General features: G+C 70.4%; 14 protein-coding genes. 5 read left to right on the forward strand and 9 right to left on the reverse strand.

Annotated elements, in window-relative coordinates; genetic code table 11:
• Window positions 1-177: 177 nt before the first annotated feature.
• Complete coding sequence (locus OV208_RS33210; RefSeq protein ID WP_267577934.1) at window positions 178-2,316, forward strand: ATP-binding domain-containing protein; 2,139 nt, start codon at window positions 178-180, stop codon at window positions 2,314-2,316.
• On the opposite strand, the gene OV208_RS33215 is transcribed toward OV208_RS33210, so the two are convergent.
• Window positions 2,307-2,993, reverse strand: coding sequence for a hypothetical protein (locus OV208_RS33215; RefSeq protein ID WP_267577935.1), 687 nt, complete (start codon window positions 2,991-2,993; stop codon window positions 2,307-2,309). The two genes, OV208_RS33210 and OV208_RS33215, sit on opposite strands and share 10 nt — an antisense overlap.
• 293 nt (window positions 2,994-3,286) lie before the next feature.
• Between OV208_RS33215 and OV208_RS33220 the strand changes: the two genes are divergently transcribed.
• Window positions 3,287-4,573, forward strand: a complete 1,287-nt coding sequence (locus OV208_RS33220) for a hypothetical protein (RefSeq protein ID WP_420715068.1) — start codon at window positions 3,287-3,289, stop codon at window positions 4,571-4,573.
• 124 nt (window positions 4,574-4,697) lie between these two features.
• Here OV208_RS33220 and OV208_RS33225 read toward each other — a convergent pair whose 3' ends face one another.
• The 5 genes from OV208_RS33225 to OV208_RS33245 form a co-directional block, all read right to left on the reverse strand.
• Window positions 4,698-6,083 carry a DUF1552 domain-containing protein gene (locus OV208_RS33225; protein WP_267577937.1) on the reverse strand — a complete coding sequence of 462 codons (1,386 nt, stop codon included), beginning with the start codon at window positions 6,081-6,083 and terminating at the stop codon, window positions 4,698-4,700.
• 11 nt (window positions 6,084-6,094) lie between these two features.
• Window positions 6,095-7,711 carry a DUF1592 domain-containing protein gene (locus OV208_RS33230; protein ID WP_267577938.1) on the reverse strand — a complete coding sequence of 539 codons (1,617 nt, stop codon included), beginning with the start codon at window positions 7,709-7,711 and terminating at the stop codon, window positions 6,095-6,097.
• A 195-nt stretch (window positions 7,712-7,906) separates the two neighbouring features.
• Window positions 7,907-8,317, reverse strand: a complete 411-nt coding sequence (locus OV208_RS33235; RefSeq protein ID WP_267577939.1) for an SET domain-containing protein — start codon at window positions 8,315-8,317, stop codon at window positions 7,907-7,909.
• Window positions 8,318-8,436: 119 nt separating this feature from the next.
• The gene (locus tag OV208_RS33240; RefSeq protein ID WP_267577940.1) at window positions 8,437-9,474 is read right to left on the reverse strand and encodes a lysylphosphatidylglycerol synthase transmembrane domain-containing protein; all 1,038 of its coding nucleotides are present in this window, start codon (window positions 9,472-9,474) and stop codon (window positions 8,437-8,439) included.
• Window positions 9,475-9,618: 144 nt separating this feature from the next.
• On the reverse strand, window positions 9,619-11,025 hold the full coding sequence (locus OV208_RS33245) for a right-handed parallel beta-helix repeat-containing protein (protein WP_267577941.1): 1,407 nt from the start codon (window positions 11,023-11,025) through the stop codon (window positions 9,619-9,621).
• A 77-nt stretch (window positions 11,026-11,102) separates the two neighbouring features.
• Between OV208_RS33245 and OV208_RS33250 the strand changes: the two genes are divergently transcribed.
• Window positions 11,103-11,471: a Spx/MgsR family RNA polymerase-binding regulatory protein gene (locus OV208_RS33250; protein WP_267577942.1), complete on the forward strand. Its 369-nt coding sequence runs from the start codon at window positions 11,103-11,105 to the stop codon at window positions 11,469-11,471.
• Window positions 11,472-11,587: 116 nt separating this feature from the next.
• Window positions 11,588-12,445, forward strand: coding sequence for a general secretion pathway protein GspE (locus tag OV208_RS33255; RefSeq protein WP_267577943.1), 858 nt, complete (start codon window positions 11,588-11,590; stop codon window positions 12,443-12,445).
• 19 nt (window positions 12,446-12,464) lie between these two features.
• Here OV208_RS33255 and OV208_RS33260 read toward each other — a convergent pair whose 3' ends face one another.
• Window positions 12,465-13,337, reverse strand: coding sequence for a DUF459 domain-containing protein (locus OV208_RS33260; protein ID WP_267577944.1), 873 nt, complete (start codon window positions 13,335-13,337; stop codon window positions 12,465-12,467).
• Window positions 13,338-13,446: 109 nt separating this feature from the next.
• Window positions 13,447-14,232, reverse strand: coding sequence for an alpha/beta fold hydrolase (locus tag OV208_RS33265; protein ID WP_267577945.1), 786 nt, complete (start codon window positions 14,230-14,232; stop codon window positions 13,447-13,449).
• Window positions 14,233-14,475: 243 nt separating this feature from the next.
• Between OV208_RS33265 and OV208_RS33270 the strand changes: the two genes are divergently transcribed.
• Window positions 14,476-14,841 (forward strand): hypothetical protein, encoded by a 366-nt coding sequence (locus OV208_RS33270; protein WP_267577946.1) that lies wholly within the window; start codon window positions 14,476-14,478, stop codon window positions 14,839-14,841.
• Between the two features lie 19 nt (window positions 14,842-14,860).
• On the opposite strand, the gene OV208_RS33275 is transcribed toward OV208_RS33270, so the two are convergent.
• Entirely contained in the window at window positions 14,861-18,649 is a 3,789-nt protein-coding gene (locus OV208_RS33275) for an AAA family ATPase (protein WP_420715069.1), read from the reverse strand.
• Window positions 18,650-18,673 lie beyond the last annotated feature (24 nt).

Consider the following 18,673-nt stretch of genomic DNA (forward strand, 5'->3'; position numbering starts at 1 on the left):
CGTGGGAGGGCCGGACCGGGCGCTTCGACCACGATCCTCACCTTAGCAAGACGGCCCGAAAAACCAACGGGTTGACCCGGGCTGAACCAGACGCCAACTTGCACGCGCCGCGCAGCACGCAGCGACAAGGAACCGGCGCGACGCCGGACACCTCGCGCGGCGCGAAAGGAAAGGAACATGGCCGGCCCGGAGCAGGAGCTGTCGTCGGAGGCGCTCGCGCTCATCGCCGAGGAAGAAGCCCTGCTGTCGCGCGTCCAGGAGGCCCTCGCCGAAGCACGCCGACAGGCCGCGGAGCGGACCCTGGACACCCAGGGGCTGATGGCGCAGTTGCAGGTGCTGCGCGACGACGCCACCACCGCGCACGCGGCGGACCTGCCGCACGTCTTCACCCAGATGAACGAAGTGCGCGCCATGCTGGAGCGGCAGGAAGTCGTGCCCCTGCCGGACAGCAACGCCCCCTACTTCGCCCACCTGCGGCTCGAGGGCCCCACAGGGGAGCGTGACTACCTGCTCGGCCGCACCAGCTTCGCCAACCTCGCCGCCGGCGTGCGCGTCATCGACTGGCGGTTCGCCCCCGTCGCCCGCGTCTTCTACAACTACGAGGAGGGCGACTCCTACGAGGAGTACTTCGGCGAACGGCTCTCCGAAGGCGAAGTGGAAGCGCGCCGGCTGGTCATCATCGAGAAGGGCGTCCTCACCCGCATCAGCACCGGGCCCCACCTGCTCCAGCGCGACGCGCACGGCCGGTGGCACGCGCGAGGGCGCGACGCGACCTCCGTGCTCTCCGGCGGCACCGGCACCGCCGCCCGCCCGGGAGCCCTGGGCGTGGGCCGGGGCACCACCCACGTCGAGGACGCCTTCGGCGTGACGGCGCTCCTGGACGCGGAGCAGTACGCGGCCGTCAGCACCGGGCCGGAGCAGCCCCTGCTGGTGCTGGGCAGCGCGGGCAGCGGCAAGACGACCGTGGCCCTGCACCGGCTGGCGAAGGTCGCCTTCGACGACGCGAAGAAGTTCCCGCAGGCGCGCACCAAGGTCGTCGTCCCCGAGGAGGGCCTGGCCCGGCTGACGCGCCGGCTGCTCGCGCCCCTGGGCCTGGGCAAGGTGTCCGTGGAGACGCTGGAGTCCTGGTCGCTCAGCACCGCGCGCTCCGCCTTCAGCGTGCCGGGCCTCAAGCTGGCCCCGGAGACGCCCGCGCTCGTCTCACGGCTCAAGCGCCACCCCGTGCTGCGCCGCCGGCTGGCGGAGCGCGTGAGCCTGCCCAAGGCCAAGGCCCAGCAGCCCCTCACGCTGGAGCGGCTGCGCATCCGGCTGGCGGACGCGTTCATGGACCGCGCCTTCCTGGAGTCCGTGGTGGCGGAAGCCCGGGGCGAGCTGCCCCGCACGGTGGTGGCCGAGACGGTGGAGCACGCCAAGCTCCAGACGGCCACGCCGCTGGAGCGCCAGTACCGGGACTACGACGAGGAGCGGCTGGCCACCATGGACGGCAAGGCGATTGAAGCCGACACGCCGGACGCGCTCGCGGGCACGCTGGACTTCGACGACCTGCCCATCCTGATGTTCCTCAAGGCCCAGAAGGGCGCGCTGGGCGCGGAGCGGCTGGCGCACGTGGTGCTGGACGAGGCGGAGGACTTCTCCCTCTTCGAGCTCTTCGTGGTGGGGCAGTTGTTGGGCGACAGCCGCAGCTGCACGCTCGCGGGCGACGAGATGCAACAGACGACCGCGGGCTTCGCCGGCTGGGACGCCGCGCTGGAGGAGCTGGGCATCCGCGACGCCGCCACCTGCCGGCTCCAGGTGTCCTACCGCTGCCCGCGCCCGGTGGTGGAGCTGGCGCAGCACGTGCTGGGCACCCAGGCCCCGGTTTCACCCGCGAAGGCGGGCCGCGAGGGTGCCCCCGTGGGCTTCCACCACTTCCCCGACGAGGCCCAGGCCTGGCTGTTCCTGGGAGACGCCCTTCGAGACCTGGTGCTGCGAGAGCCGCACGCGTCGGTGGGCGTCATCGCCAGCAGCCGGGAAGCCGCCCAATCCTTCCACCGCGTCATCGCGGAGATGCCCTGGGCGCGGCTGGTGCTGGAGGGAGACTTCTCCTTCGAGCCCGGCGTGGACGTGACGGACGTGGACAACGTGAAGGGGCTGGAGTTCGACTACGTCGTCCTGCCGGACGTGACGGCCCGCGCCTACCCCGCGGACGACGAAGCCCGCCGCCGCCTGCACGTCGCCGTCACCCGCTCCTCCCACCAGCTGTGGGTGGCCTCCGCCGCCGTGCGCTCCCCGCTCATCCGGACCTTCCCCGGGGCGGTGGAGCCGCTTCAGGGCTGACGGCCGCCGCTCTCCCGCCACTCGCGCTGCCGCTGCGCATGGGCCTCGCGGCGCGCGAGCGCTTCCTCCTGCTGCCGGGGAAGCTCCGCCAGCCGCGTGCGGTGCATGCGCACACTCAGCTCCAAGAGGCCCTGGTCCTGCGACGGCAGCTTGTCGCCGTAGTCCGAAAGCATCGTGGTGGCGAAGGAGATGGCGTCCTCGGACACCTTGCGGCGGTGCTCGAAGTGCCGCTGCACCTCCTCCACCGTGGCCTCATTGGACTGCACGCGGCCGAAGAGGGTGTTCCACTTCGCCTCCACCTCCGCGCGCCGGCGCAGCTCCGCCGGCTCCTTCGTGGGCACACCCGTCTCCCAATACAGGTTGTCCGGCAGCTTCGCGCGCAGCGCCTCCAGATCCACCGGGTAGGGCCCGGAGGGCTCCTCCTGGGGCGCCTGGGCCTGCACCTGGGCCGCCGCCGCGCCCACCAGGTCCAGCCCACCGTCTGACGAGCGCGGCACCGCCGGCCCCGCGTTGAAGACAGGCGGAGGGGACGTCGCCGGCGTCATCCCGGCCGGCGTGGCAACAGGCGCCTGGGCATTGTCGGCCGGGGAGACTCCGAAGGTCAGCCAGCCCACCCCCGCCAGGGCCAGGACTCCCGCCGTGCCCAGGGGCAGCTTCCACCGCGCGCGCGTGCTCATGCCCAAGGCCATACCGCGCGTTCGCCGCCCACCGCAACCCATTCACGCAGACACGGCGACGCAATGCGCAAATGATACATTTAAGATTTGCCGCGACGCATCAAAACCCACACAATCCCTGACGCAGGCTGGCAAAACCTATCATTCCCACTGGAAACCTGCGCTCTCCATGAAGTTCACTATTTTCAGCTCATGCGCAGCTTCCATGGTTCCGACTGATAAACAAAGCGTATCATTCGCGGCCGCAACCCAATCCCCCCTTGGAGGAAAGCCGCATGAGAAGTTTTCTCTGGATGAGCCTTCTGGCCCTCGCCGCCCCCGTGAGCTCCGCTCGCGCCGAGGTGCTGGTGGAAGGCATCGTCGACGTGTTGGTGGACGGCGGAAACACCTACAACTGGCAGAAGGTGACGCTGCCCGGCACCAAGTGTGGCAATGGCTCGCAGTACAAGTTCTTCGTGCACCGCACGTCGTCGCCCAACCTGCTGTTCATGATGGAGGGAGGCGGTGCGTGCTGGGACTACGATTCCTGTAGCGGCCGCACGGGCATCCTGGGGGCGGCGAACCCCAACGGCATCCCCGACGACTACATGACGCAGTTCACGGCCAAGTACGTGTCCCCCATCGTCAACGGGGCGGACCCGGGCCTGCCCTTCCGTGACCGCAAGGACATCGCCACGAAGGACTGGAACATCGTCTACCTGCCGTACTGCACGGGCGACGTGCACATCGGCAACAACACGAAGACGTACACGGACACCACCGGCGGCCAGGCGCCCCTCGTGTGGAACCACTCCGGCTACACCAACACCATCGCCGCGGCGAACTACGCCAAGCAGAACTTCCCCAGCGTGCAGAAGCTGCTGGTGACGGGCTACAGCGCGGGCGGCACGTCCACGTCGGCCGGCTACTACTTCATCCGCAAGGCCATCAACCCGGCGCGCGGCTACCTGCTCAACGACTCCGGCCCCATCTTCATGGCGCCCAACGGCAACTCCCTGTCGCGCCCCCTGCACGACAAGATCCGCTCTTCGTGGAACCTGGACTCGGTGTTCGGCCTGCTGCCGTCCAGCTTCAACATCAACGACATGGGCACCATCAACCGCATGGTGGCCACCGAGTTCCCGAACGACCAGCTCGCGTACACGGGCTACACGCTGGACTTCAACTACTCGCGCTACTCCTACGAGCGCTTCAAGACGCCCAATGACCAGGCGTCCATCCACGCCTACTGGAAGCAGGACCAGGACGCCCTGGTCGCGGAGCTGAACAAGTACAACAACTTCAGCTACTTCATCCCGCACCAGCGCGCCATCAACGCCAGCCACTGCAGCACCATCATCACGTTCGTGGGCGCGCACGCCTGCCAGAAGATGGAGAAGAAGTACTGGTACGAGTACGCCTCCAGCCCCTGGCAGTCCTACGCCTGCCACAGCGAGTTCGTGTCGATGGACGTGTTCCTGAGCCGCTTCATCAACGGCAACCAGCGCGTGCGCATCTACGAGCCGGCCAACAACTACAACAACGAGGACGCGGGCATGAGCATCCTCGCCCCCCTCATCAACGGCGCGCTCGGCGGGTAGTCCCACCGCTTCACGTGTTCCGGAAATGAAAGCGGGAGCGGGCCAGCATCCAGGCCCGCTCCCGTTGTCTTTTCAAGGCACCGCTTCCAGGGGCCCTGGAAGGCGCGCTCCGAGCTTCAAGGCCTCAGGTGAGGCCGGGCAGCGTGCCGGTGTAGTCCTGGTGGCCGAAGCGGTCCACGTTGACGCCGAAGGCCTGGGCGATGGAGGTGAGCAGCTTGTTGTGCTCCACCGCGCCCGGCAGCGGGTTGCCCGGGCCCTGCCAGTTGCCCAGGGGGTCGCGGTTGTTGGGGCGCAGGGACAGGTGGCGGCCCATGCGGAACTTCCCGCCCGCCCCGCCCGCCAGCACCGTGGGGATGGACACGTTCATGTGGCCGGCCGCGTCCCCCAGCTCGTTGCCCCAGAGGATGACGGTGTTGTCGAGCACGGTGCCGCTGCCCTCCGGGATGGACGCGAGCGAGTCCATCAGGAGCGCCAGCTGTTCGGAGTACCACTGCTGCACGCGCACCATGCGCAGGCGGATCTCCGTGCGCTCCGGCTGCGACTGGGTGTCGGTGCGGTGCGCGATGTCGTTGTGGATGTCCTCCGGGATGTCAATCCACGGCATGGACGGCCCGGGGATGGTCATCGTCACCACGCGCGTCAAATCACACGCGAACGCACGGGCGATGAGGTCCATGTGCAGTTGGGTGAGGCCGGGCATGTTGTCCAGGTTGCCCAGGTCGCTCAGCTCGTCCGGCGGCGCATCCGGCTTCACGCACCCCAGCGCGCCCACGTTGGTGAGCCGCCGTTCAATGTCGCGCAGCGCCGCCAGGTGCGTGTCCAGCTTCTGGCCCTCCGCGGTCGCCAGCCGCTTCTTCAGCCGGGTGGTGTCCTTGATGAGGTAGTCCATCAGGCTCTTGCGCTTGGTGAGGATGGCCTGCGCCTCCGCGCTGGAGCCGCCCATGCTGCCGAAGAGCCGCTTGTAGACGTTGGCGGGGTTCAGTTCGAACGGCACGCGCGAGCCGTTCTCCGTGAAGCTGATGCTGTTGTAGACGTGCTGGGCGCCGAACTGCTCGAAGGCATGCAGTTGCAGGGAGCGGAACTGGGTGGAGCCGCCCACCGCGTTGCCAATCACCTGATCCAGGGACGGACCGCCGGGAAGCTCGTCGCCGCTGTCCACCACCACCTCGCTGCCGGTGAGGAAGGTGACGGGGCCGCCTTCGTGGCCGGTGCGGCCGTGCTCGTAGAGGACGCGGTAGTCCAGGCCGTCCAGCACCAGCAGCTTGGAGCGGTGGCGCTGCAGGGGCTGGAGGACGGAGTTCTCGAAGTCGATGTTGAAGTCCGTCTCACCGCCCTTGGGCGTCCAGTACTCGGGCAGGACGCCGTGGGGGGTGAACAGGGCGATGAAGCGCAAGGGGGCGGCGTCGGCCGCTTCGGCCACGGAGCTGGTGAGCAGGTGCGCGAAGGGCGCTGCCATGGCCGTGCCGGACAGGAGCTTCAGGATGCTGCGTCGGGAAAGGTCGCGGGGCATGGGGTTCTGGCTCAACGGGTGGGCAGACGCCGCTGCGTGAAGGAAGCCGAGCGCACGAGGCCGACGAGCGCCTCGGTGACTTTCAGATGGTCCTGGCGATAGGTGCCCGTGCGCATGGCGTCGAGCAGCTGCGTGTCGGAGGCGTGTTCGTCACGTCCCATCGCGTAGCGCACCAGTTGCAGGGGCACGCAGTTGGCCAGCTCGTCGCTCTGCGCCAGGTAGCGCCCCAACTGCCCGCCGCCCGTGAAGGGCTGGGTCATCGTTCCGTCCGGGGCGACGATGCCACCGGAGGCGTCCACGGTGCGGCCGTTCTCCTCGGTGCGGTGCTGGCCCAGGCCGTCGAAGTCCTCCATGCCGAAGCCCATGGGGTCGATGGTCTTGTGGCAACTGGCGCAGGCCGGGTTGCTGGTGTGCGCCGCGAACAGCTCGCGGGTTGTGGCGTTCTCCGACACCGCCGGAGGGATGGTGGACACGTTCGCGGGCGGAGCGGGCACCGTGCGGCACAAGAGGCGCGTGAGCACGAACTTGCCGCGCTTGATGGGCGAGGACGAGTCGAAGTGGGCGTAGGTGGACATCACGCCCGCCTGGGTGATGATGCCCAGTCGCTCCGGCGGCAGCGTGACGCGGCCCATGCCCTCGTCGTCCACGTTGGTGCGGTCCAACCCGCCGTAGAAGTTCGCCAGCGTCTCATCCACGTAGGAGTAGTTCGCGGTGAGCAGCTCCTCCACGGAGCCCGCGTGGTCCTTCACGATGGAGTCGATGAAGGCGTTGCGCTCGCGCACCATGGAGTCGCGGAACTCCACGCTGTAGTCCGGGTACACTTGGTTGTTCTTGTTGACCTTGTTCAGGCCGTTGATGCCCAGCCATTCAATGAAGAACTGGCGCAGCTTCAGGCGCGCTTCGGGCGTCTGGAGCAGGCGGCGCGCGTGCTTCTCGCGCTCGTCGGGCGAGGACAGCGTCCCGGCCTGGGCGGCGGCGAGCAACGTGGCGTCCGGGGGACCGCCGGTCACCATGAAGGACAGTTCGGAGGCGACCTCGTAGGCGGTCAGCTCCACGACCTGGCCCTTACGGGCGGTGTCGGGGCCCAGCTCCGTGCGGTACAGGAACGACGCGGAGGAGAAGAGCGCCTGGAGCACCAGCTCCGCGCCCGTGCTCATGTTGCCGCCCTGCTTGCCCGCGTTGAAGAGCGCGAGCAGGTCCGCCTCCTCCTCCGCCGTCACCGGCCGGCGGAAGGCGCGCTGGCCCACCCGCTGGATGAAGGACTTCGCGCAGTCATCCGCGGTGACCGTCTTGGGGCAGGTGTAGAAGTCACTGAGTTGCGACTTGCCCTCTTCCGCCAGCGTGAGCGCGGCGGTGTCGATCTGATCCGCCAGGAGCGACGTGACCTGGAGACGCTCGTGGGTGGAGAAGCCGAGGATGGTGTCCTCGGCCGCGAAGCCCTGGGCGATGTCGACAGGGGTGCCCAGCACGAAGGTCGCGGACTTGTTGAACTCCTCGCGCGTCAGCCGGCGCACGCGTGCGGGAGCCGCCGCGCTCTCGGGCGACTCATCCTGACCACCGATGTTGCCGGTGCAGGCGGAGGCGGACAACACGAGAGCGGAGGACAGGTAGAAACGACGCAGTGGCATGGTGTCTGGCATTCCTCGCACCCGCACGGCCTGAAGACCGGCGCGCAGGCGGCCTTCATCCTACTGTTTGCCGCCGACGCTTTCAGCGGGGATTTCATTTCCGCCCGTTTCGCCATTCCTGAGAGGAATCTCACCACCCCACGGGATTCGAGGTGGGGACGCACCTGTCAGGTACGCACACGGTGCGGACGCGACTCAGGGAGGGACTTCCTCGCCTCTCGCGGTCCACCAGTTCTCGCCGTAGCTGATGAAGATCTGCTCACCGGGGTGGATGTCCCGCAGTGCGTGATAACGGAACACATCGCGGTCCACGGCGCGGCTGAAGGACGCGTTCGGTTCGGTGGCGTGGTTGTAGATCATCCCGTAGCCCATCACGAGCGCGACCCAGTCGCCCTCGCGGGGCTCCTCGTGGCGATGCCAGCGGATCTCGAAGACGTAGTCGTCCAGCGGTTCGCCCCGGAACTGCCGCTGGGGGACCTTGAGGTAGTGGCACTCCTCGATGAGGTCGCCTGCGGGGATGAAGGCATCGGTGAAGACGCCCATCCCCCACTCGCAGGGCCGGACCTTCACCCCGGAATGAAGGAACAACGCCGAGCCCTGGTTCATCTCCGCTGCGTCTCCGCTTCCGGTGTCCACGGACGCGAACCATCGCGCACCCGGGTGGCGACGGGAAGCGGGCAGCGATGGGGGCAGCGACTTCCGGGAAGGCCGGGGAATCAGCGACGTCAGCCCGGCTGCTGACCGGGCGTGGGGCCACGGCTGAAGGTGTGGCGCAGCAGATAAAGCCCGGGCAGCAGCGGCAGCCACAGGGTGAAGCCGCGCAAGAGCAGCGTGCCCGCGAGCGCGGCCTCCACGGGGATGCCGAAGAGGTTGAGCATGCCCACCGACGCGGCCTCGTAGGTGCCCACCCCGCCCGGGATGATGGACACGGTCTCCGCCATGGAGGCCACCATGAAGCTGACGAACACGGTGCTTGACGATGCCTCCTGGCCCAGCGCGCGCAGCATGGCGCCCAGCGTGGCCGCATCCAGCACGTAGACGCCCAGTTGCAGGACCACGCCGCGCGCGAGCAGGCCGGGGTCCAGCAACATGCCGGGGGGCACCTCCGCGATGGCCTTGAGCATCGTGCCCAGCGCGGGGATGCGCTTCGCGAAGCGGCCCGGCTTCCACTCGCGGTGCCGCGTCGCCCAGAGGATGCAGACCGGGATGGCCACCGCCAGCACGCCGAAGCCGGTGACGAGCCACTGGATCCACGGGTTCAGTTCCGCCCTGCGCCAGAGGAAGAAGAGGCTCACGCCCACGCCCAGCGCCTGCGCGACGTAGAAGCACAGCACCGTCAGCAGCACCGCGCCCGCGGCGGTGCCGGGGGTCGCGCCATGCCGGCGAAGCCCGCGTCCGACAAGGAGCGAGCCGCCCACGCCGCCGGTGGGGATGACCTGATCGAACGCCAGCTTCATCAGCGACAGCCGCGACAGCGACCAGAGCGAGGCGCGCAACCGGTAGCGGCGCAGGACCATCCACCAGATGCCCGCCACGCACAGGTACGTGCCCAACTGGCACAGGGCGGCCACCAGCAGCCAGGCGGGCCGGGCCTGCCGCAAGAGGTCCAGGAACTGCTTCTCCTCCGCGTGCCGGGAGAAGATGAAGGCGAGCAGCGCGACGAGCATCAGCGCGCCCGGAATCCACCAGCCCCGCCGCCGCGTCGCGGGTACATCCAGCGGCTCCTCCAGGGAGGGGACGGGCTCCGAGCGGGTGTCCTCCATGCGTTCGCTGCCTCCGGCGCGACGGGGTTTCCGGAAGGATGCGCGTCGGCGTACGCCGGGGCAGGTCAAGGGGCATGGCAGTCCGCCGGCCCCCCGGGCGGAAGTCCAGGGCCCGGGTCGGCTGGCAGGGCTTCGGGCGCGCGGCTAGCGCGCGCAGTCGCCGGACACCTGTGGGGCCGCGGCGCCCTTGACGGTGTTGTTGCTGAAGGTGTTGCCCGCGCCCAGCACCAGCTCGATGCCAGAGCCTCCACCGCGATTGCAGACGATGACGCCCCCCGCGCCGGCCTGGTTGCGGAGGAACTGGTTGCCCTTGAGGGTGATGCCCGCGTTGGGCACGTCCTCCAGGTAGAGGGCCGCGCCGGGCCCGCCCACGGCGGCGTTGTTCTCGAAGAGGTTGTTCTCGATGAGGTCGTTGTCGGGCTGGAAGTAGTGCAGCGCCCCGCCGCCGCCCAGGTCGTAGTGGTTCGCGCCGTTGGGCCACACCTCGTAGGTGCGCGCCACGAGCGCGTTGGACTGGCTGCCCCGGAAGGCCGACAGCGTGTTGTTCCGGAAGGTGTTGCCGCGCACGACGGAGTTGCGCCCGTGGGTAACGCACATCGCGCCGCCGCCGGAGGTGGCCCCGTTCCCGGTGGCGAAGCGGTCGATGTCGAGCGTGCGGTTGTTCTCGAAGACGGTGTCCGTCACCACCGAGCCGTCGGTGAACATCAGGTCCAGCGCGCCGCACTTACCGGAGGCTTCGTTGTCGCGGAAGAGCGAGTGCTGGATGGTGACGGGCCCCGGGTAGTGCGCCCAGAGCGCGCCGCGCGTGCGGTCCCGGTCGCCGTTGTATTCGTTCTTGCGCACCTTCTCGAAGACCATGTGCACGAAGGACGGATGCCCGGTCCCCTTCGATGCCTCCCCGAAGAAGTTCATGCCCCACCAGCCGTAGGGATTCGTGGAGGTGAGCGTCACCGGCGCCTGCGCGGTGCCCTGCACCAGGATGCGGCCGTACACGCGCAGCTCCACGCGGCCGTTCTGGTGGTTCATCACGTCCTGCGCGCCCCCCCGCACGTCCGCCTTCGTCACGTCCGGGTTGCCCTTGAAGTCGATGACGACGCCCGGCTCCACCGTCGTCGTCTGGCCCGCGGGGATGGTGACGACATACTGGGCGTTGCCCACGACACGGTACGGAGAGCCGGCCAGCGTCAGGCGCGCGGGCATCGTTCCGGTGACCTGCGTGCCGCCGTCGGCGGGAATCGGCGCGCCGCCATCGGTGAGGCCTCCCGCATCCGTGCTTTCAGGCGAACCCGCGTCGCCCCTGCCTGCATCGGTGGTTCCCGCGTCCGCCGCGCCCGCATCGGTGTCACCGGACGTGCCCGCGTCCCGGTCCTCGGAGGGTCCCGCGTCGCGCTCAGGGATTCCCGAATCGTCGCGCCCCGTCACCCCGCTGTCGGGCACGACCCCGGAAGGCAGCTCCGCTTCCATTTCGGCTTCACCGCCCGCGCACCCCACCCCGCAGAGCAGCGCGCAGAGGACGGGCAGGATGATGGAGCGGCTTCGTGAGCGGTTCATGTGCACTCTTCCCGGTGTTGAATCATGAGGTGCTAGCACGCGCGTCCCACACGCTTCGGCTCTGCTAGAAGCCGCGCATGTCCGATGACGTCCTCGTGCTCGCGTACTCCGGGTGTGACACCTGCAAGAAGGCCCAGAAGTGGCTGGAGGCGCGCGGCGTCTCCTTCCGAACGCGCCCCATCGTCGAACAGCCACCCACGGTGTCTGAACTCCTCCTGTGGATCGCCCTGAGCGGCCTGTCCGTCCGCAAGTGGCTCAACACCAGCGGCCAGAGCTACCGCGCGCTGGGCAAGGAGAAGGTCGACGCGGCCTCCGACACGGAGCTGGTGGAGTGGCTCGCCGCCGACGGCAAGCTCGTGAAGCGACCCGTGCTCGTCACCCCCACCTCGGTGTCCGTCGGCTTCAAGCCCGAGTCCTACGAAGCCCTCTTCCCCGCGCGCGGGTAGCAGGGCGGTCCTGCTCCCGTCGTACCCCCGCCTTCACGCGACTTGAAGGCGGGCAGGCGGACGAGCGCACGGCTGACCGTCGTCGCGTGCGGGCCCGGTTGCCACGTTGAGAGGGCATGGAACTCGGCACCAGACGCCCGTTGGGGGAAATCCTCCTGGAACTCGGAGTGGTCGACAAAGGCCAGCTCCGGCTGGGACTCGTGCACCATCACGAGGTCCGGGTCCCCCTGGGACGCGCCCTGGTGAGCGAAGGCGTGTGCACGGAGGCGGATGTCCTGCGCGGGCTCGCCGTCCAGTTCGACGTGGACGCGGTGGACCTGGACCGGCACCCGCTCGACCGCTCCCTCGTCTCGCTGGTGCCCGCGCGCATCGCCCGGCAGTACGGCGTCGTGCCGCTAGGGCTGGAGCAGCGCGAGGACCGCGAAGTCCTGCACCTGGCCGTGCCCGCGCCGCTGTCCCTGGACGCGGTGGACGACGTGCGCGCCGTGTCCGGCAAGGCGCGCGTGGAGCCGCACCTGGCCTCCGACAGCGCGTTGTCCCGCGCCCTCAGCGCCCTCTATGGCATCCGCGACACGGGGAGCGCCGCGCCGGAACCGAGCCGTCCGGTCGTGCCCAGCCCGCCGTTGCTGCTCTACGGCTGGCCGCCCGTCACCGCGGTGCTGATTTCGCGCACGCTGGCCCGCAGCGGCATCACGTCGCGCGTCGCCACCCCGCTGGAGGTGCTGCACACGCGCGACAACGACGTGGTGCTCGCGCCCCTCCAGGCCATGGAGGGACTGCTCGCGGGCGAAGTGCACATCGAAGGCTCGCTCATCGTGCACGGCACGTCGGACGACGAGGGCTTCGACCGGGCGCGGAAGCTGGGCGCGCGGGGCTTCCTCGCCAACCCGCGCGACGAGGAGCTGCTGCTGCGCGCCGTCCGCAAGCTGCGCCTGACCCCGGGCAGCGAGTCCTCCTGGTCTGGTCACTCCTGAAGCGGAAGCACCCCTGGCGCTAGCGCGACGGTGACGCGGCGGCGCGGGCCTGCCGGCCCTTCGCGGGCGCTGCGGGAGGCACTGCGGTGTGCTTCTGCTCGGGCTCCAGCCCCAGCACGCCCAGCACCTCCGGGTACACCTTGTTCGCGAAGTAGCGTCCCCCCGCCACGGTGAAGTGCACGCCGTCCGTCATGCGCAGGCGCATGGGCTTGCGGAAGCCCTCCACGGCGGCCTTGTGCAGCGCCTTGCCGCGCGCATCCGTGAAGAAGGGGCGCGTGTCCAGGTGCACGGAGTCCTCGCGGGCGGCGATGACTTCGCGCTGGAGGCCACGGATCAACGTGAGCTTCTGTTCGAAGCGGGGACGTCCCGTGGCAGGCAGCTCCAGCCAGATGATCTTCCGGCCCGGCGCGGAGATGGCGGTGGTGAACTCCTGCACGCGCTGCCGGTAGCCCTCTTCCCAGTCCGGCTTGCCCCACGCGACGGTGGCCTGGCCCACCTTGGTGTGCAGGGCCTGCCCGTCGTTGCCGCCCAGGATGACCACCACGACGTCCGGCTGGTGCAACTGCACCTCCTGCTGCCCCACCTCCAGCCAGTCGAAGAAGTCCGGGCGGGACAGCCCCGTGGACGACTTCGCCCGGCGCTCGCAGCGGATGCGCGGGTGCGCGGCGAGCTGCGTCTGGAGGTACTCCCCGAAGCCCGTGGCGATGAGGCTGTCCCCCAGCAGCAGCACCGTGCGCCGAGGCCCGGGAGCCGGCGCGGGGGCCACCTCCTGGGTCGGGGCGGCAGGCAACACCGGCGAGGCTGTCAGCCCGGGAACAGCTTCCGAAGCGGCGTGGGCCGCCGTGGACAGGGACGCCAGGAGGAGGAGCGCGCGAAGAGAACAGGTCGACATCGGCGGTCGCAAACTACTTCCCGGGCGCGCGTCAGTACACCCCCCCGCGAGGAGGATGGATCCGCCGGCCCGGCCCCGCGCGTCAAGGCTTCGACAGCCCCGCAGGACATCAGGCCGCGGAGCCCACGCCCGCGCCCGCCGCCGCCCCGAGCCCCATGGGCACGAGCGTCTGGAGCCACGGCCCGAGCAGCCGCGCGCACTCCTCCGGGTGCGAGAAGTAGGGCACGTGGCCCGCGCCGCGCAGCAGGTGCCGGGGCGTTCCGTCCGGCAACGATGCCACCAGCCGACCCAACGTGGAGGGAGGCACCAGCACGTCGCGGTCCCCCTGGATGCACAAGCACGACACCTTCGAGGCCCGCAGATCCGCCGGCGGAGGTTCGGAGTGGATGGCGAAGGCGCGTCGCAGCGTCGTCAGGCGCTCCACCGAGGTGGTGGGCACCACGTCCGCCACCTCCGCGATGGGCACCGGCCGCCACGCCGCCAGCGACGCCGCGACGCGTCCCGGACGCCCCAACACCGCGATGGGTCCCATCATCGCGATGAGCCGCCCACGCGGCCCCACATGCGCGGTGCGTGTGAACGAGCCCAGGAACGCCACGCCCCGCGTCGCCCCGCCCAGGGCCAGGTGCGCCGCCACCATGCCGCCAAAGGAGCTGGCCACCACCGCGTCCACCGGCCCCGCCACCCGGAGCACCTGCTCCGCCAACGCCCGCGCGCCGCACGCAGCATGCTCGCCCTCCGGGTACTCGACCAGGACGGGACGGGACACGTCCGCCAGCCGCTCGGCCAGGGCCCGGAAGCCCGCGCCCCGGGCGCCCAGTCCCGGCAGCAGCAGCACGCGCGGCCCTTCCTCACATCCTCCACCGATGTCCGTCAGTTCCACCGCGCGGCGCATTCGCGTCTCCTGTCCAGGCGCGCCCGAGAACAGCGCTGACGCCCAGGCTCTGCCCGCCCACCCCACATGAAGGGTCGCAGGCCCCCCAGCCAGAGGGAAGTGCCCCCGCCGTCTTGCCTCCTGAGACTCCGTGTGACCCCTGGGTCAGCGTCACCACCATTTTTCATCACGCGACGCATAAAAGCCGCGAGCCAAGGATTTTGTTGTCGGACGTTCTGACATTGAGGGGGCGAAGGTCTAAGAATGGTGATCGTGAATCTGCATGCCTTCGGGGAGTTCGTTCGCACGCATCGTCCGGCCCTGGAAGTCCGGGCCGCGAAGCTGTGCGGGGGCAGCACCATCGATTCCACGGAGCTGGTGGGCGAGACGTTGGAGCGCGCCCTGTCCGTGTTCGAGCGGTTGCAGGACCAGGACACCGCCACGGTGACGCAGTGGCTGGACGGTGCCATGGGTCGCTGCTTCGCGCGGATGGGAGGCCAGCTGCCGGACGCGAAGCCGGCGACGCCGGACCTGCAGCAGACGTTCGACATGCTGCGCGCCCGCTTCCGTGAGGTGTACGGACAGCCGGCGTTCGGCAAGCGCGCGGGCGTGACGGGCTGGCGGATGTAGTGCTGTCGGGCGCCCTGCTTCAGGGCGCCGGACGGTGGCCGGACAGCGTCTCCACGTAGGACGCGGCCACCTGAAGGAAGCGGCCTCCGCGCACGCCGGTGAGGTACTGGCGCTTCATGGCGCGGGTGGCCCCCACGTAGAACATCGCGCGGCGGATCCGTTCGTGTTCGCGCTCGGTGCGCTGGCGGGCACCCGCCATCCACGCCTCGATGGAGTCCAGCGCCTCCAGGCCCGCGAAGAAGACGACGGGGCACTCGTGGCCCTTGCAGGAGAACACCGTGGTGGCGCGCACGTGGTCCACACCGCTCACCCGGAAGTCCGCCACGTCCCGCCCGCCCTTGCCTCCGTAGGCTTCCGCGGGCACGCCCGCCTTGCGCAGCGCGTCCGTGAACGACGCGGGCATCACGGGCGCCACCACCAGGATGTCGCCGGGGTGGACGTGCTCCTCGCGCACCAGCCGCTCCACCTCCTTCGCCACCCAGCGCGCCTCGCTGTTGCTGGAGGCGAAGGCCTTCACCTGGGGCAGCACGCCGCCGCGCTCGGTGGACTGCACGCGGTAGAGCCCCTCCAGCGTCTCCTCCGGCAGCCAGAGGAGCCGTTCGCGGGCCAGCTCTCCGGCCTTCATGTATTCGCGCATGCCGGGGTCGGTGACGCGGTGCTGCCGCAACGGATCCAGCACCACGTTGAAGGCCACATCCAGGATGTCGCGCGTGGCGCGGAAGGTCTCCTTGAGCACACGGGTGCGGCCCCGGAAGGACAGCCCTTCGGGGAGCTGCTCCTTCAGCGTGTCGATGGGCGCCTGGCCGTAGACGTTCTGCGAGTCGTCCATGAACAACTGGAAGCAGCGGGACTCGCGGCCGTCCTCCCCCACGCTCGGGCGCACCAGTGCGTGCAGGGACGCCAGCGCTTTCGCATCCATGTCCTGCGCCTCGTCCACGAAGACGGCGTCGAAGGCGTGGGGCTCCAGGCGCCGGAGCGCGCCCACGTGCTTCACCGTCACCTGGGCCTTGAGCACCCGCACCTTCTCCGCGCCCGCGCGCACGGTGAGCGCTTCGACGAGGAGCTTGTCCACGAGCGGCGCGAGCGAGCGGTTGTAGAAGGACACCAGCACCCGCGCGCGCGGGTTCTCCAGCAGGTAGCGCGCGGCCCAGTGCGCCAGCACATACGTCTTGCCGCTGCCGGCCACGCCGCGCACCAGGTGGTGGCCGTCGTCGAAGCGGCGCTCGAAGAGGGACACCTGCTCCTGGGTGAAGAGCGCTCCCACGTCGCGGCTGCCCTCGATTTCGCCGCCCAGGCCCACCGGCACCAGCGGGGGCGGAGGGGGCGGAGGCGGACGGGGCTGCGAGGCGATGAGCTCCAGCCGGGGCGGTGTGCCCGGGTGCACGCGCACGGGGGGCAGGAGCGACAGGAAGCGCCGGGGTACAGGCGAGGCGCCGGCCTCCGCGCGCGAGGCGAGCACCAGCAGGTAGTCCTTCGCGCGGCTGGCGGCCACGTTGAGGATGGGCACCAGCGTGTGCGGCGGGAAGGGACGGCCACCGGCCACGGTGTCCACCATCACCACGTCGTACTGCGTGCCCTGCTGACGGTGGATGGTGGAGGCGCTGAACATGTCGTGGCGCAGGCCCGCCGCGTTGCCCAGCTTGCGCAGCAGGGCCGCCTGCGCGCGGTAGGGCGTCACGCACAGCACGGTGAGGCCCAGGCGCACGGCCTGACGGGCCAGGGTGACGGCCAGCTCGGCGGACAGTTCTCGCTGGTAGCCGGAGCCCGTCTCACCGCGGCCGTGCGTGAGGCGGCGGTTGTCGCGGCTCAGGCCGTCCAACACCAGCCACATCGCGCGCGCAGGGAAGGCGGGCACGGGCGCGGGCCGTTGGGCCCGGTCCTTCACGAGGTCGCCGTCCTCCAGCGCGCCGCCGTAGCAGAAGTGGCTCACCACGCGGGCGATGTCCGGGTGCATGCGGTGCTGGGTGCGCAAGAGCAGCACGTCCGGCCGCTCCGCGTCCTTCACCGCGTCCTCCAGGTGGGACAGGGCGCTGGCGCGCAGCCATGTCTGCGCGCCGCCGCCCGCGCCTTCCGCCGCGCGGCTCACGGGGCCAATCTGCTTGGGGTCTCCCGCGAGCGTCACCTGCTTCGCCAACGGGGCGAGCAGCGCGGTCGCCGCGCGCGTCACCATGCCGGCCTCGTCCACGACGAGCCGCTGGAAGGTCTCCTCCCCTTCCAGCTCCGACACCAGCCGGAGCGCACGGTGCACGGTGAGCACCATGAGGGGGCTGTCGCCCTTCTCCGCCTCCTTCAGCGTGGGGTCCTTCACGCGGCCGCGCAGCGTGCGCAACTCCGCCTGCATCTTGGCGAGCTCCGGCGCTGCGCCGCCCCGGGAGCGCTCCAGGGTGAGTTCGCGTTCGCGCTCCTGGATGGTGTTGAGCAGCTTGCTCGTCTTGTTCTGCTCCAGGGCCACGGTGGGCAGCTTCGCCAGGGCCTCGCTCGCGCCGGTGCCGCCCCGGAAGATGCTGCGGGCCAGCGGGCGCAGCGGGATGGGGTCACGCTCCAGGAGGGCGCTGACGCGCAACACCAGTTCGTCCGCGGCGCGGTTGGTGGGCGCCACCGCGAGGATGCGCTCGTTCGGGTACGTGCGCAGGGCCCGAGCGATGAGGTCCGCGACGGCGGTCGTCTTGCCGGTGCCGGGAGGGCCCCAGACACAGCCCCACGGCTGGCGCCAGAGCCGGTCCACGGGGATGAGCTCCGCGTCGCGGGGGGAAGGCGGGGGCGCGGCGGATTCACCACGGGCCCGGGCCAGCGCGGTGGTGAGGGCTGGGACACGCTCCTCGTAGGCGGAGGCCGCGGCGCACAGGGCTTCGGCGAAGTCGTAGGGCCGGTAGCACCAGCGCTCGCAGGAGAGGACACGGCGGTCCAGGTCCTCTCCCGAGTCCGAGGACGCGAAGACGCGGCCGGATTCGAAGTCCAGGTGGACGATGTCACCGGCGAACACCAGCTCCTCGCCCACGAAGCCGAGCAGCGAGCCACCGGACCAGTCCGGATCCGCGGCGGGCACCGGCACGAGTCCCAGCACACCAGGCCCGGCCAGCCCCACCTCGCGGGCCTCCTGGAGCCGCTGCGCGCGGTACTGGCTGCGCTCCGCCACGAGCGCGTCGCGCAGCTCCTCGGGGAGATAGGTGGGCGCGACCCACTGCTCCCTGCGGCGGCCGGAGGACACGGCGGCCTGCATGGCCTGGCGCTCGGCGGGGGTGACGTCACCGGTGGTGGAGACGTCCCGGGCCGGGACTTCTTCGGGAGGTCGGACGTCGGCGGCGTCGTCCACGCGCACGAACTCTGGCGCGGAGGCGGCGCGGGCCGTGGCCCTCGAGGCGTCCTCCCGCGCGGGCTTCGGCGCGGAGAGCCGCAGGGCAGCGGTGCGGAGCAGGTCGAGCGTGGCGGGCCGGGTGGCGGCCTCGCGAGCGAGGCTCGGAGCGGGAGGCTTCGGGGCTGCATCGTCACGCCCGAGGCTCACCTCGGCATCCCGCGAGGCAAGCTCACGAGCAAGGTTCGGAGCAGGGAGCTTCGGCGCCCCGTCATCACGTACGAAGTCCGCCCCGGTGCCGCGAGCGAAGCTCGAACCCGCGGCCTTCGGCACCACTCCGTCACGAACGAGGTCAGGCGCGGAGTCCTCGCGCCCGCGATTCACGTCGCGAGCGACACCCGCCAGGGAACCCTCCCCGTCCTCCGGCGGCGGCCACGCCGGACGCACCCGGAGCACGGGGGCCACGTGACCACCGGCCTCGACGTCCGTGTCGTACTCCACGCGGAGCACGGGCATGAGGCCATCCGGCGCACGCTCGTC

The organism is Corallococcus sp. bb12-1 (genome assembly GCF_026626765.1).
GTDB classification, from domain to species: domain Bacteria; phylum Myxococcota; class Myxococcia; order Myxococcales; family Myxococcaceae; genus Corallococcus; species Corallococcus terminator.